Here is a 14,446-nt window from a genome sequence, read left to right as displayed (position 1 = left end):
AGTCATTGACGATCGGACCCGACGACATCGGCCGACTGCAATGATTGGCGGCAACGGCCGCTCCCGACCTGTGCGTTTGCACACAACCAAGACCCAAAGCAGTCGTTTGCCCTTTCCGACATCCATCCCTTATGTTCCGAGCCGAGCATCACCGCGCAAACCAAGCCGAGAGCCAAGAATGCTTAGATCTGTGCAGTTCGGACATTTCCTTGCGCTGATCGCTGTCGTTCAAGCAACTACTGCTTTTGCCCAAGACAAGGAATGCGTTCCACTCTCTTGCCGCGCGGTATACCGATTTAAAACGTGCGATAGGCCAAATCCGGGGGCCGCGGTCTTTTCGGGGCGCGTCGTCAGCGTGTCGAGGGAATGCTCGAATACTGCTATCCAAGTGCAAATCGTCAAAGTGCAAATCGAGGATGGGGAAGCGAACATGGTGCCGCCGGTAGTCGAGATCGTCGTTCAACCCTGCGGGCGCTTCTTTGGAAAAGTCGGTGATCTCACTCGGATCGCTGTGATGAACCCAACGCCCACCACCCGGCGCTATGATCTGGCTTGTAGATTTTATGGAGGAGCGACTTCCGCAATCGGCCCATCCTCGACATCCAGCGATGTCCGCTATCGCGCCGTTGTTGGCAGCGAAGCGGACATCAGGTGCGCCGGAGCCGAGCGCTCCGATCTAACCAGGATGCGGTCTTAAGCGTTTACTCGTCGTCGTCCTCATCCTCGTATTCGACTTCCAGGCAGTCGAGCGTGGCCAGCGGCAGCGTCTCGCGGAACAGATCGCCCTCCGAGCCCATCCAGAGGCAGACGACGTCGTCGCCTTTCACTTCTGCGACGGTCAGCGGCTGGCCGCCGGATTTGAGCATGACGACGTCGCCGGTTTTCAATTCCATGGATGGTCCTTTCGGGTTGATCGACGAGAGCGAAAGCACGTATGCCGTCATGACACGCCGATCACGGGCTACGAGGCCCGTGAATTGCGCCGGCTTGCGTGGACTACGCGAAACGTCGATGGCAGAGGTTCAAGTGGGAGATCGCTCGATGGTCGCTTCGGGAGTATTCCGTCCCAGGCGCGGCGATGATGACATCATGCGCCTGTTTTGCCCGACGGGTCAAACGATTTCGTAAAATCAGCAGATCTGCCGTGGATTCGGCATCGCAGCAAGATGATGCAATGGGGCAGAGGCGCATGTCCCCCTCAAACCCATCGGCGTTCCTTCTCATCCTGGTGCATTCGAAATGCGCAGGCGCAATCTTCGCGTCCCCCGCGGAAATTGCTATTTGATGGAAAGTGCCACCTGATCAATATGCGAGTCCATGATCGGGCCAAACCCCTCCCAGTGTTCGCCGTTGAAGCGGCTCATTCGCATCTGTTCGACCGGATAAAAATCGGTCGGTGAGGTCTTGACGCGGATACCTGGACGGAGGGTTTCGACCTCGAAATCAAGATTAGCGGCCACCTTCATGACGTTCTCACGCGTGAGATTGTCACCGCACCCTTTCAGGACTTCGACCAATCCCGTCGACAAATTGTAGGCCGCCAGCGTACCGGCGTCGGACTTGTCGGCTTCCGGATAATACTTGGCCAGGAAAGCCCGGAAGCGTTGCATGCCGGGGTAGCTGTCCCACTGCGGATCGGTGACGTCCATATTATAGAGGGCGGTCAGGATACCCTCGGCGTTCTTCATGCCTGCGGGCTTTATGACTCCACCAATGGAGGTCGAGACATTCGTCATGATGTGGATCGGGTGCCAGTCGAGTTCAGCGACTTTCCGGATCGCCTGCGCCGCGTATTTGGGTGTGGCGATGTTGATGAAGACGTCGGGTTTCGCAGTCCTGATCGCCACCACTTCCGAATCTACGGTTGGCGTGCCGACATCATAGGGCGCGCTGACGATGACGGTTCTGTCAAACTTGTCGCCAAGCCCGTCCTTCAGGCCTTGAATGTAGTCCTTGCCAAAATCGTCGTTCTGGTAGAGCAAGCCGACCTTGGCGTTCGGATGGTTCGTCAGAATGTAGTTTGCATAGATGCGTGCCTCCGCGCGGTAGGTTGGCTGCCAGCCCATCGTCCATGGGAAATGCTCAGGATCGCCAAACCGCGACGCGCCGGTCGACACGAATATTTGCGGCACATGCATCGTATTCATGTATTTCTGGATGGCGGCGTTGGTGGCGGTGCCGAGCGGCGCGAAAATCAGAAAGACCTCGTCGCTCTCGACGAGCTTGCGCGCCTGTTCGACCGTCTTCGGTGGACTATAGCCATCGTCGTAAGAGATGAAGTTTATCTTGCGAGCGTTGATCCCGCCGTTGTCGTTGATCATCCGAAAGTATGCACTCATCGTCCTGCCGATAATGCCGTAAGCCGACGCGGGCCCGCTATACGGCATGATGTTGCCGATCTTGATTTCGGCATCGGTTACACCGGTATCGTATTTTTTCTGAGCAAATGCGTCGCTTCCGCTGGAAGCGAACAAAATCATGGCGGTCGACAACGCCGCCAATCGTCGCGTAACGAAAGGCATTTCGCTTCTCCCTGTGAACGCACGAACGTGCTCGCTTGTTTGGGACCTCTGGTCGGGTCCCGCGTCGAGGCTGAACGCCTTCTATCAATGTCTGTCGACGTCGGAGAGCGACATGCCGTCCGTGCTTTGACGCGATCCGTCAATATGACTGACCGGATCGCGCGTATTGGCCGCCGAAGAAACTACGTCGCAGACTTCGCGACCTTGGCATCATGCGCCTGTTTTGCCCGACGGAGCAAGAATTTTTCGCAAAATCAGCAATCGTGTCTGCGTCCGCGGCAAGCTATTGATTTTGCAGCAGCCGTCTACTGTGCATGGGGTTGTTTTCGCGACCTAGTCTAGCCCGGCACGAGCTCGGTCAGCGAGCGGATGATGCGGTCGGGCCTGACGGTCGAGCCCTCCGGCAGGCCGTCGCCGTGCGCGTCGAGCCAGATCGCATAGATGCCGAGCCGCTGCGGGGTGACGACTTCCCATTCCAGATTGTCGCCGATCATCCAGGTCTCTTCGGCGGTGACGCCGAGTGCTTCCATCGCGTGCAGATAGGCGCGCTCCTCGGGCTTGCCGAAACCGTGCTCGCCCTCGATCTGGATGTGGTCGAAGCGATGGGCGAGCTCGAAGCGCTCGACCTTGGCGCGCTGCATGTCGGCGGCGCCGTTCGTCACCAGCGCGAGCTTGACGCCATGGGCCTTGAACGCGTCGATCGCATCATGCGCGCCGGGAAAGACGAAGATCGCTTCCTCGCGATATCTGGTGAAGCGGTCGGCGAGGCGATCGGCGAGGTCGTCGGAGAGGGCGCGGTGGCCGCCGGCTGCGAGCGCGGCAAAGCCGCCGCGGACCGTGAGCCGCCGCGCCTCGCCAAGCTTCATCCGCCACGCGGCTTCCGCATTGGCCCAGAAGTTCCGCGCATAGGCCAACACAGCTGATGCGACCTGCTGGGGCGGCAGCGGCGCCAGCTCCTCGGCGAATTCCTCCGCGATCGTGTTCCAGGCGATCTCGGGCCGGCCATAGGCTGACAGGATGGTATCGTCCATGTCGATCAGCATGGCGCGGGGAAGGGGCTTGCTTGCGAGCTTCAACGTCATGGCCATTTCACCTCCGGCGGCAGCGACGACAGGATCGAATCCACATTGCCGCCGGTCTTGAGTCCAAAAATCGTGCCGCGGTCGTAGAGCAAATTGAACTCGACATAGCGCCCGCGGCGGATCAGTTGCTCCTCGCGGTCCTCGGCGGTCCAGGCGCTCGCAAAATTCCGTCGGACCAGTTCGGGATAGATCTTCAGGAAGGCGCGGCCGACATCTTGCGTGAAGGCGAGGTCGGCACCCCAGTCGCCGCTGTCATGCCAGTCATAGAAGATGCCGCCGACGCCGCGCGCCTCTTTGCGGTGCGGCAGATAGAAATACTCGTCGCACCATTTCTTGTACTTGTCGTAGTCGGCGACGCCGTTCGGCCCCGTGCAGGCCTCCCTCATCGCGGCGTGGAAGGCGAGCGTGTCGGCGTCCTCCTGCGTGCGACGGCGGTCGAGCACCGGTGTCAGGTCCGCGCCGCCGCCGAACCACGCCTTGGTGGTGACGACGAAGCGCGTGTTCATGTGCACGGCCGGCACGTGCGGATTGCGCATATGCGCGATCAGCGAGATGCCGGAGGCCCAGAAGCGCGGGTCCTCGGCCGCGCCCGGGATCTGCGCGCGAAACTCGGGCGCGAATTCGCCATGCACGGTCGAGCAGTGCACGCCGACCTTTTCGAACAGCCGGCCCGACATCATCGACATCACGCCGCCGCCACCCTTGGCCCCGCTGTGGTCGGTGCGCTGCCACGGCGTGCGCGTGAAGCGGCCGGCGTCACCGGGATAGAGGCTTTGCGGCGCGTCGTCCTCCAACTGCTCGAAGCTCGCGCAGATGTCGTCGCGCAGGTGCTCGAACCAGCTGCGGGCGCGGGCCTTGCGGTCTTCGATCGTGTTCGGGTCCAATGCGGATGTCATGCCGTTAGCCTTAGTATCAGCCTTGGTATCAGGCTTGCGGACCGTAATAGGTGCAGCTCTCGTTGCAACTGTCGCGGTGGATGCTGACGCGGGTCAGCTTGCCGATATGCGAAAGCCGCTCCCAGACGAAGCGCGACAGGTTCTCCAGCGTCGGCGTCCCCAGCGCCTCGATCTTGTTGAGGAACTTGTGGTCGAGCATCAAGCGCACATCTTCGATCGCGCGCTGGAGCAGACCGAGATCGACCACCATGCCGGTGCTCGCGTCAGGTGTGCCGCGCACCGTCACCTCGGCGCGGAAGGAGTGGCCGTGAATCTCTTCGCTCGCCGCACCAAAGGTCGTCCCCTTCAGCGTATGCGCCGCCTCGAAGCGGAACGATTTCGTCAATTCCCACATCTGTCCGTTCAGTCCTATCTGATGCCGAGCGATTTATGCGTCTGCACGCTCAGCCGCCATTGCGGATGGCGCAGGCAATAGTCGATCGCGCGCGCGGTGTTCTCGATCACTTCTGGCCCGTCCATCGGCTGCAGCGAGAAGCGTTCGAAGGCGAGGCCCTCGAAAGCTTCCGGAGCGGCAAGCGCCTGCGGATAGACCAGCTTCAGCTCGTGGCCGGTGCGCAGCACCAGCTCGCTGCCGCCCTTCGGGCTGACGCAGATCCAGTCGAGGCCTTCAGGCGGTGCAACCGTGCCGTTGGTCTCGACCCCGATCTCGAAACCTCTCGCATGCAGCGCATCGACCAGGGCGTCATCGACCTGGAGCAGCGGCTCGCCACCGGTCAGCACCACGTAGCGGTTCTCGGCAGACGCCGTCCATTGCGCGGCGACGGTGTCGGCGAGTTCCACGGCCGTGGCATAGCGGCCGCCGAGCGTGCCGTCGGTGCCGACGAAGTCCGTGTCGCAGAACTGACAGGTCGCGGAGGCGCGGTCGGCCTCGCGGCCGCTCCAGAGGTTGCAGCCGGCAAACCGGCAGAACACCGACGCGCGCCCGGCATGGGCGCCTTCGCCTTGCAGGGTCAGGAAGATTTCCTTGACCGCGTAACTCAATTCTCTCTCCTCGTCATATTCAGTCGTGCGGGTTCCGGACCTGCCGGAGCGCTTCGCCTGCGGCCATCGCCGCGGTCATGGCGACATTGAGCGACCGTAGCCCCTCGGTGATCGGGATCACCAGCCGCGCATCCGCGGCCTCGACCACCGCGTCGGTGACGCCGGCGCTCTCGCGCCCGAATAGCAGGATGTCCGACGTCTGGTAATTGAAATCGCGGTAGTCGGTGGCGCCCTTGGTGGTGAACAGCACCAGGCGGTAGCCATGTGCCGCCCGCCACGCCTCGAATTTCGACCAGGAATCGTGCCTGACGATGCTGACGTGGTCGAGGTAATCCATTCCCGCCCGGCGGAAATGCCGGTCGGAGACCGGGAAGCCGGCGGGCTCGATGATATGGGCGTCGATGCCCAGACAGGCGCAGAGGCGGAGAATCGTGCCGGTGTTCTGGGGAATGTCGGGCTGGAAAAGTGCGATCTGCATGGGCGCTGACGGGGGTTGGCCGGGACGGAATTGTCTCAATAAAACATCGCCGGCTGCGGAATTCGTGCATTGCACGCTCCCGCGCCGTTAGCGGGCTTGCGCTCGCCCTGCAAGGGTGCCAATAGAACGATTCTGGACTGCTGTTTTCGCCTTGTTTTGGTGGGGACAAGCCAAGTTCTGCCGCCGCGGGGGGCCGCGGGCGCCGGCAGCACTGTTCCGGGGACCTTGGGGGCTCCTGGAGCGGTTCCACCGGCTGCATAAGAAGAAAGGGTTGGAATCGTGACGACAGCGTCTTCGGCGGACCATCCGACACGCCGTGATTTCTTATTCGTTGCAACGGGGGCAGCTGCAGCAGTAGGGGGCGCAACTGCGCTCTGGCCCTTCGTTTCCCAGATGAATCCGGACGCCTCGACCATCGCCGCGGGTGCGCCGATCGAGGTCGATCTGAGCCCGGTTGCCGAGGGGCAGGACATCAAGGTGTTCTGGCGCGGCAAGCCGATCTATATCAGCCACCGCACCAAGAAGCAGATCGACGAGGCGCGCGCCGTCAATGTGGCGAGCCTGCCCGATCCGCAGTCGGACGAGGCCCGGGTCAAATCCGGCCACGATCAGTGGCTGGTCGTGATCGGCATCTGCACCCATCTCGGCTGCATCCCGATCGCCCATGAAGGCAATTACGACGGGTTCTTCTGCCCCTGCCATGGTTCGCAGTACGATTCGTCCGGCCGCATCCGCCAGGGGCCCGCGCCCGCGAACCTGCCGGTGCCGCCGTACACTTTCGTTTCTGACACCAAAATCCAGATCGGCTGAGCTTCGGACCCGCGTCCGAAGCTTCGCGCCGTCTCGTCGTCTTATTTCCTCAGGATCGCATCATGAGCGGACCATCCGACTACCAGCCGAGCAATCCGGCCCTGCAATGGATCGAGCGGCGTCTGCCGATCCTCGGCCTCATGCACTCCTCCTTCGTCGTCTATCCCACCCCGCGCAACCTGAACTATTGGTGGACCTTCGGCGCCATCCTCTCCTTCATGCTGGGGGTGCAGATCCTGACCGGCGTGATCCTGGCGATGCACTACACGCCGCATGCCGATCTCGCCTTCAAGTCGGTCGAGCTGCTGGTTCGCGACGTGAATTACGGCTGGCTGCTGCGCAACATGCACGCGTGCGGCGCGTCGATGTTCTTCTTCGCGGTCTACGTCCACATGCTTCGCGGCCTCTATTACGGCTCCTACAAGGAGCCGCGCGAAGTTCTCTGGATCCTCGGCGTGATCATCTACCTCTTGATGATGGCGACGGGCTTCATGGGCTACGTGCTTCCCTGGGGCCAGATGAGCTTCTGGGGCGCCACCGTCATCACCAATTTGTTCTCGGCCATTCCCTATGTCGGCGAGAGCATCGTGACGCTGCTGTGGGGCGGCTATTCGGTCGGCAACCCGACCTTGAACCGCTTCTTCTCACTGCATTACCTGCTGCCGTTCCTGATCGCTGGCGTCGTCGTGCTCCACGTCTGGGCGCTGCACGTCGCCGGCCAGAACAATCCTGATGGCGTTGAGCCGAAGACGGAAAAGGACACGGTGCCGTTCACGCCGCATGCGACCATCAAGGACGGCTTCGGCGTCGCCTGCTTCCTGCTGCTCTACGCCTGGTTCATCTTCTACATGCCGAACTATCTCGGCGACGCCGACAACTACATTCCGGCGAACCCGGGCGTGACACCGCCGCACATCGTGCCGGAATGGTATTACCTGCCGTTCTACGCGATCCTGCGTTCGATCCCGAACAAGCTCGCGGGCGTGATCGGCATGTTCTCGGCGATCATCGTGCTTGTCTTCCTGCCCTGGCTCGACAGCGCAAAGACGAGGTCGTCGAAGTATCGCCCGCTGGCCAAGCAGTTCTTCTGGATCTTCGTCGCGGTCTGTATCCTGCTCGGCTATCTCGGCGCCCAGCCGCCGGAGGGCATCTACGTGATCGCCGGCCGGGTTCTAACGGTCTGCTACTTCGCCTACTTCCTCATCGTGCTGCCGCTGCTCGCGCGCATCGAGACGCCGCGGCCGGTGCCGAACTCGATCTCGGAAGCGATCCTTGCCAAGAGCGGCAAGGCCGTGGCCTCGGTCGCAGTCGCACTTGTCGCTGCCGGTGCTCTGTTCGTCGGCAGCCTGCAGGACGCCCGCGCCGAGGAAGGCGGCCCCAAGCCGCCGGGCAACAAATGGTCGTTCGCCGGCCCTTTCGGCACCTATGACCGCGGTGCGCTCCAGCGCGGTCTGAAGGTCTACAAGGAGGTCTGCGCCAACTGCCACGGCCTCTCCTACATCGCCTTCCGTAATCTCGGAGATACTGGCGGCCCCGGCTATTCGGTGGCACAGGTCGCGGCATTTGCCTCGGACTACAAGATCAAGGACGGTCCGAACGATGCTGGCGAGATGTTCGAGCGCCCGGGCCGGGCCGCCGATTACTTCCCCTCGCCGTTCCCGAACGAGCAGGCGGCGCGTGCGGCAAACGGTGGTGCGGCGCCGCCCGACCTGTCGCTGATCACCAAGGCGCGCTCCTATGGCCGCGGCTTCCCGATGTTCCTGGTCGACTTCTTCAGCCAGTACCAGGAACAGGGCCCGGACTATGTCTCAGCGGTGCTGCAAGGCTTCGAGGACAAGGCGCCGGAAGGCGTGACCATTCCGGAAGGCTCGTACTACAACAAGTACTTCCCCGGCCACGCCATCAAGATGCCGAAGCCGCTCAGCGACGGCCAGGTGACCTATGACGACGGCTCGCCGGCGACGGTTGCGCAGTACGCCAAGGACGTCACCACGTTCCTGATGTGGACCGCCGAGCCTCACATGGAAGCGCGCAAGCGCCTCGGTCTCCAGGTGTTCATCTTCCTGATCATCTTCGCGTTCCTGATGTACTTCACCAAGAAGAAGGTCTGGGCCGACTCGCACTGAGCGGCGCACGCGAAACGAAAATGAAAAAGCCCCCGCAAGGGGGTTTTTTTGTTGGACACGCGCGTGTGTTGCCCGGCGCGATTGCCTATCGCCTGCGCAGCCGCCAAAATGCCGCCACCGCTCCCCAGAAACGCGTCGGAGGACACCATGGGAACCACCATCACTTTCAAGCGCCCGGACGGCAAGGACGCCTCGGGCTATCTCGCCAATGCCGCACGCGGCAACGCGCCGGGCGTGGTCGTGATCCAGGAATGGTGGGGCCTGTCGGACCAGATCAAGGGCCTGTGCGACCGCTTCGCGCTTGCGGGCTTCGATGCGCTCGCGCCCGATCTCTACAAGGGCAAGGTGGTGCCGTATCACGACACGGACGCCGCCGGCAAAGAGATGAACTCGCTCGATTTCATGGACGCCACCACGCAGACGGTGCGCGGCGCCACCCAATATCTGTCGCGCAACGGCGCCAAGGTCGGCTTGACCGGCTTCTGCCTCGGCGGCGCCGTCACCATCATCGGCGCGGTGCATGTGCCGGAACTCGCCGCCGGCGTCGTGTTCTACGGCATTCCGCCGGAGCAGGCGGCCAAGCCCGCCGACGTCAAGATTCCGCTGCAGGCCCATTTCGCCAACAAGGACGATTGGTGCACGCCGGATCTGGTCAATGGTTTCGAGAAGGCCATGAAAGCCGCCGGCAAGTCGCTCGAGCTGTTCCGCTATGATGCCGAGCACGCCTTCGTCAACGAGCAGCGCCAGGCCGTCCACGACCGCGAAGCCGCCGAGCTCGCCTGGGGCAGGGCGACGGAGTTTTTCCGGAAGCATTTGGGATAGAGGACGGGTCGTTTTCGGCCCGCATTTGGTATATATTCTCCCTATGACCAAGATCTTGGAAGACGTGATCGAGAAGGTGCGTAGGCTACCCGAGGATCGGCAAGCCTACGTTGCGGAGGTGCTTGAGCAGATCGTCGCCAATGACGGCGATCTGTTCGTTGTCCCCGACGAGCATCGCGCAGCCGTACTTGAGGGACTTGAGCAGGCCGAGCGGAGCGAGTTCGCGACCGATCAGGAAATGGCGGCGCTCTGGAAGAAGTGCGGGCTGTGAAGCTCCGGTACGCCTGGCGTGCCCGCACTGATATCGACGGAATTCACGAATATGTCGCGCAGCACGACAGGCGTGCTGCTAGCTCGGTCGTAAGACGCATCCGGTCGGCCAGCCAGTTGCTTGCGAAGTATCCGGGCCTCGGGCGAGCCACTGATATGGCCGGCGTTCGGGTGTTTCCGATCGTCCCATTTCCGTACCTGATCTATTACCGCGTCGCGGATGATGCGCTGGAGGTCATCCATGTACGTCATGGAAGACGTGACGTGCCGAAATCGGACGAACTGGTGTGATCTGAAGCTCACCCTCACCGCCGGTGAGCCACTTGTACATCAAGGGTGGGGCCCGACCACCCTTGACGTCGCCCCCGGGCCATGGTGAGTATCCGCCCCATGAGCACCGCAGCCCGCCCATTCCGTCGTTGGTGGCGCACCTCCTAAGAGGTGGCCGGTGCGATTTATTCTCCCAAAATCGTCTGAGGTCGCCAGCACAGCGCGGCGGCCTTTTCGTTTGTCCTGTGTGGCGTTCCCTCGGCAAGTTTCGTAAGAGGACCACATGAACAGGACAGTCTTTGCCCTCCCGCCCAGAAGCGACTACGTCACCCGCGGCGGTCTCGCGATCACGCGCGTAGCTGAGCAATTTACCGGTCACGCCGACCGGCTCGACGATCTCATCAACCTGCTCGATCGCCGCCGCGGCGTGGTGCTGTCCTCGGGCACGACCGTGCCGGGCCGCTACGAGAGTTTTGACCTCGGCTTCTCCGATCCGCCGCTCAAGCTCGAAACTACCGGCGTCAATTTCAAGCTGGAAGCGCTGAACGAACGCGGGCAGGTGCTGATCGCCTTCCTGGCTGACGTCTTGCGCCAGCCCTGTGTCGTGATCTCCGAGAAGACCACGTCGCGTCTGTCCGGCCACATCATCCGCGGCGATGCGCCGATCGAAGAGGACCAGCGCACGCGCCGCGCCAGCGTGATGTCGCTGGTGCGCGATCTCGTCGCTGCCTTCTCCGCCAATGACGACGGGCTGCTCGGCCTGTTCGGCGCCTTCGCCTACGATCTCGTCTTCCAGATCGAGGACCTCGTGCAGAAGCGTGCGCGCGAGCAAGACCAGCGCGACATCGTGCTCTACGTCCCGGATCGCCTGCTGGCCTATGACCGCGCGACGGGGCGCGGCGTCGTGCTCAGCTATGATTTTGCCTGGAAGGGCAAATCGACCGAAGGCCTGCCGCGCGAGACGGCCGATAGCCCCTATGTGAAGACGGGGCGCCAGGGCTTTGCCGACCACGCGCCGGGCGAATATCAGGCCACCGTCGAGACCGCGCGCGCGGCCTTCGCCCGTGGTGATCTGTTCGAGGCCGTGCCGGGCCAGCTCTTCGCCGAGCCCTGCGACCGCTCGCCTGCCGAAGTGTTCCAGCGCCTCTGCGTCATCAACCCGTCGCCCTATGGCGCGCTGATGAATCTCGGCGAGGGCGAATTCCTTGTGTCGGCCTCGCCGGAAATGTTCGTGCGCTCCGACGGACGCCGCGTCGAGACTTGCCCGATCTCGGGCACGATCGCGCGCGGCACCGATGCGATCGGCGATGCCGAGCAGATCCGCCAGCTCCTGAACTCGGAGAAGGACGAGTTCGAGCTCAACATGTGCACCGACGTCGATCGCAACGACAAGGCGCGCGTCTGCGTGCCCGGCACGATCAAGGTGCTGGCGCGGCGGCAGATCGAGACCTACTCAAAGCTGTTCCACACCGTCGACCATGTCGAGGGCATGCTGCGTCCCGGCTTCGACGCGCTCGACGCCTTCCTCACCCATGCCTGGGCCGTCACCGTGACAGGCGCGCCAAAGCTTTGGGCGATGCAGTTCGTCGAGGATCACGAGCGGTCGCCGCGGCGCTGGTATGCCGGCGCGATCGGCGCGGTGAACTTTGACGGCAGCATCAACACCGGCCTCACCATCCGCACCATCCGCATGAAGGACGGTCTCGCCGAGGTGCGCGTCGGCGCCACCTGTCTGTTTGATTCTGATCCGGCCGCGGAAGACCGCGAATGCCAGGTCAAGGCCGCAGCCCTGTTCCAGGCGCTGCGCGGCGATCCGCCGAAGCCGCTGTCGGCCTTTGCGCCCGATGCCACCGGTTCGGGCAAGCGCGTGCTGCTGATCGACCACGACGACAGCTTCGTTCATATGCTGGCTGACTATTTCCGCCAGGTCGGCGCCAGCGTCACCGTGGTCCGCTATGTGCATGCGCTCGACATGCTCAAGCAGAAGAGGTGGGATTTGCTGGTGCTGTCGCCCGGTCCGGGCCGGCCGGAGGATTTCGGGATCAAGACAACGATTGGCGCGGCGCTCGAGTACAAGCTGCCGGTGTTCGGCGTCTGTCTCGGCGTGCAGGCGATCGGCGAATATTTCGGCGGCGAGCTCGGCCAGCTCACCCATCCCGCGCACGGAAGGCCCTCGCGGGTGCAGGTCCGGGGCGGGCGCCTGATGCGCAATCTGCCGAACGAGATCGTGATCGGCCGCTATCATTCGCTCTTCGTCGAGCGTGAGAGTATGCCTGACGTGCTCAACGTCACCGCCAGCACCGAGGACGGCGTCGCCATGGCCCTGGAGCACAAGACCCTGCCGGTCGCCGGCGTGCAATTCCACCCGGAGTCGCTGATGTCGCTCGGTGGCGAGGTGGGCTTGAAGATTGTCGAGAATGCGTTCCGGCTGGATGCGCCGGTCAATTGAGAGGCACCAATGACCTTTGACCATGATTTGAAGGCGAGCGTCCGCACCATCGTCGACTATCCCAAGCCGGGGATCATGTTCCGCGACATCACGACGTTGCTCGCGGATGCGCGCGCCTTCCGTCGCGCGGTCGACGAGCTCGTCAATCCCTGGGCCGGCAACAAGATCGACAAGGTCGCCGGCATGGAAGCGCGCGGCTTCATCATTGGCGGCGCGGTGGCGCATCAGCTCTCGGCTGGCTTCGTGCCGATCCGCAAGAAGGGCAAGCTGCCGCATACCACCGTGCGCATCGCCTACTCGCTCGAATACGGCATCGACGAGATGGAGATGCATGTCGATGCGATCCAGCCGGGCGAGCGCGTCATCCTGGTCGACGATCTCATCGCCACCGGCGGCACCGCGGAAGGCGCGGTGAAGCTGCTGCGCCAGATCGGCGCCAATGTCGTTGCCGCCTGCTTCATCATCGACCTGCCCGAGCTCGGCGGCGCCGCCAAGCTGCGCGCCATGGACGTGCCGGTACGCACGCTGATGACGTTCGAGGGGCATTGAACGGCCGGGACGGCGATCGTCAGATCGCCTCGGCCTTCAGCTCCACCCGCCAATGCGCCACGCGCTCCTTCAGCAGCGCGTTCCGGACGTAGTCCATCTCCTCATCCTCCAGCCGCTCGCATTCAGCAAGCGTCAGGCCGGCCTCGCCATGGGCGTTCCAGGCGGCCTGGAGGCTGCGGCAGGGATGCCCGCCCTGGCGCAGGGTGAACCAGGTGCGGTTCTGGATGGTCTCGAGGTTCGGGGCCTGGCCGACCCAGGCCTCGCCGGAGGCCGCACAGCGGACGACGAAAACGCCCGCAATGGTCTTTCGCTCCTTGTAGGCGGCGATGGCTGCTTTCCGGTCGGTGCTCATGGGGAGGGCCTTGCTGGGGAGGCTGTTGCGCAGCCTCGGTAGCGGATGGCCCGCCGCCCGTCAATATTACCCGGATAAATTATTCAAGACCGCTGCAGGATCAGGCTGAGCTCGAGCTCGCGGAAGGCGAGGTAATTGCGCCGGATCCACTGGTGCAGCTCGGTCGAGGAGTCCTTCTCCTGGCGCAGATAGCCGGTGAAGGAGAAGTTCAGGCGGTCGATATAGGTCTTGAGGAAGCCCGGCAGTGCCGGCAGGCGGAACAGCCGGCCGCCTTCCATCGCGGGCGGCAGTTCGCCGCGGATGATGAATTCATTGTCGACGGTGATCAGGTTCATCCGCGGGATCTGCTGGCGCAGCATCTCGTGGGCGCGGGCCGAGACGCGGTCGGTGTCGGCCACGAACAGGATCTGTGGTGCGACATGCCGGCGCGCTGCTTCCTTCAGCAGGCCGATCTCGTCGGTCATCTTGAAGAACTCGTCGAAGGCGTGGAAGCCGAGGTCGATGACCTTGGCGAGCCCGTCATCGACGATCACGCGGTCCATCAGCTGCATCTTGCCGTAGGTGTCGATCACATCGGCGGTCTCGGTCACCTTCGGCAGGTAATCGAGCAGCGACGGCTCCTTCAGATTGACGTCGAAGGCTGCGACGTTGCCGTTCTTGAGCAGCAGGAATTCCGTCAGCAGCCGCGCCAGCAGCGTCTTGCCGACCTGCGGGCGGGGCGAGCAGATGATGTAGAGGGGCGTCGCGGGCATCAGCCATTATCTGAGCGAACTCACCGC

At 63.0% G+C, this 14,446-nt stretch carries 16 protein-coding genes; 7 read left to right on the top strand and 9 right to left on the bottom strand.

Features of this window, described 5'->3' with window-relative positions:
• Positions 1-701: 701 nt before the first annotated feature.
• The 7 genes from M2427_RS18960 to M2427_RS18930 form a co-directional block, all read right to left on the bottom strand.
• Entirely contained in the window at positions 702-893 is a 192-nt protein-coding gene (locus M2427_RS18960) for a DUF2158 domain-containing protein (protein ID WP_280708040.1), read from the bottom strand.
• Positions 894-1,277: 384 nt separating this feature from the next.
• On the bottom strand, positions 1,278-2,522 hold the full coding sequence (locus M2427_RS18955) for an ABC transporter substrate-binding protein (RefSeq protein WP_280708039.1): 1,245 nt from the start codon (positions 2,520-2,522) through the stop codon (positions 1,278-1,280).
• Positions 2,523-2,860: 338 nt separating this feature from the next.
• A complete protein-coding gene (locus M2427_RS18950) occupies positions 2,861-3,610 on the bottom strand; it encodes an HAD family hydrolase (protein WP_280708038.1) in 750 nt (249 codons plus the stop codon).
• Positions 3,601-4,500 (bottom strand): oxygen-dependent coproporphyrinogen oxidase, encoded by a 900-nt coding sequence (gene hemF / locus M2427_RS18945; protein WP_280708037.1) that lies wholly within the window; start codon positions 4,498-4,500, stop codon positions 3,601-3,603. The genes M2427_RS18950 and hemF overlap by 10 nt, the downstream gene beginning before the upstream one ends.
• A gap of 28 nt (positions 4,501-4,528) precedes the next feature.
• Positions 4,529-4,894, bottom strand: coding sequence for a 6-carboxytetrahydropterin synthase (locus M2427_RS18940; RefSeq protein WP_280708036.1), 366 nt, complete (start codon positions 4,892-4,894; stop codon positions 4,529-4,531).
• A 14-nt stretch (positions 4,895-4,908) separates the two neighbouring features.
• On the bottom strand, positions 4,909-5,541 hold the full coding sequence (gene queE, locus M2427_RS18935) for a 7-carboxy-7-deazaguanine synthase (protein ID WP_280708035.1): 633 nt from the start codon (positions 5,539-5,541) through the stop codon (positions 4,909-4,911).
• Positions 5,542-5,560: 19 nt separating this feature from the next.
• Positions 5,561-6,019 (bottom strand): tRNA (cytidine(34)-2'-O)-methyltransferase, encoded by a 459-nt coding sequence (locus tag M2427_RS18930; RefSeq protein WP_280708034.1) that lies wholly within the window; start codon positions 6,017-6,019, stop codon positions 5,561-5,563.
• Positions 6,020-6,298: 279 nt separating this feature from the next.
• Here M2427_RS18930 and petA point away from each other — a divergent pair, with 279 nt between their 5' ends.
• The 7 genes from petA (at position 6,299) to M2427_RS18895 (ending at position 13,315) form a co-directional block, all read left to right on the top strand.
• Positions 6,299-6,829 (top strand): ubiquinol-cytochrome c reductase iron-sulfur subunit, encoded by a 531-nt coding sequence (petA, locus tag M2427_RS18925; protein WP_280708033.1) that lies wholly within the window; start codon positions 6,299-6,301, stop codon positions 6,827-6,829.
• A gap of 62 nt (positions 6,830-6,891) precedes the next feature.
• A complete protein-coding gene (gene fbcH, locus M2427_RS18920; RefSeq protein ID WP_280708032.1) occupies positions 6,892-8,955 on the top strand; it encodes a cytochrome b/c1 in 2,064 nt (687 codons plus the stop codon).
• A 147-nt stretch (positions 8,956-9,102) separates the two neighbouring features.
• Positions 9,103-9,777 carry a dienelactone hydrolase family protein gene (locus M2427_RS18915; RefSeq protein WP_280708031.1) on the top strand — a complete coding sequence of 225 codons (675 nt, stop codon included), beginning with the start codon at positions 9,103-9,105 and terminating at the stop codon, positions 9,775-9,777.
• A 55-nt stretch (positions 9,778-9,832) separates the two neighbouring features.
• Positions 9,833-10,048 (top strand): hypothetical protein, encoded by a 216-nt coding sequence (locus tag M2427_RS18910; protein WP_280708030.1) that lies wholly within the window; start codon positions 9,833-9,835, stop codon positions 10,046-10,048.
• Positions 10,045-10,338 carry a type II toxin-antitoxin system RelE/ParE family toxin gene (locus tag M2427_RS18905; protein WP_280708029.1) on the top strand — a complete coding sequence of 98 codons (294 nt, stop codon included), beginning with the start codon at positions 10,045-10,047 and terminating at the stop codon, positions 10,336-10,338. Before M2427_RS18910 ends, M2427_RS18905 begins: the two co-directional genes overlap by 4 nt.
• Positions 10,339-10,600: 262 nt before the next feature.
• Positions 10,601-12,766, top strand: coding sequence for an anthranilate synthase component I (locus M2427_RS18900; protein WP_280708027.1), 2,166 nt, complete (start codon positions 10,601-10,603; stop codon positions 12,764-12,766).
• A gap of 9 nt (positions 12,767-12,775) precedes the next feature.
• Positions 12,776-13,315: an adenine phosphoribosyltransferase gene (locus tag M2427_RS18895; RefSeq protein ID WP_063692050.1), complete on the top strand. Its 540-nt coding sequence runs from the start codon at positions 12,776-12,778 to the stop codon at positions 13,313-13,315.
• 19 nt (positions 13,316-13,334) lie between these two features.
• Here M2427_RS18895 and M2427_RS18890 read toward each other — a convergent pair whose 3' ends face one another.
• Positions 13,335-13,667: a GIY-YIG nuclease family protein gene (locus M2427_RS18890; RefSeq protein WP_280708026.1), complete on the bottom strand. Its 333-nt coding sequence runs from the start codon at positions 13,665-13,667 to the stop codon at positions 13,335-13,337.
• Between the two features lie 83 nt (positions 13,668-13,750).
• A complete protein-coding gene (locus tag M2427_RS18885; RefSeq protein ID WP_280708025.1) occupies positions 13,751-14,419 on the bottom strand; it encodes a hypothetical protein in 669 nt (222 codons plus the stop codon).
• Between the last annotated feature and the right edge of the window lie 27 nt (positions 14,420-14,446).

Source organism: Bradyrhizobium sp. BR13661, assembly GCF_029892425.1.
Classification (GTDB): domain Bacteria; phylum Pseudomonadota; class Alphaproteobacteria; order Rhizobiales; family Xanthobacteraceae; genus Bradyrhizobium.
The sequence above is the reverse complement of the archived record's forward strand: the minus strand, read 5'-3'. Positions and strand labels throughout refer to the sequence as shown.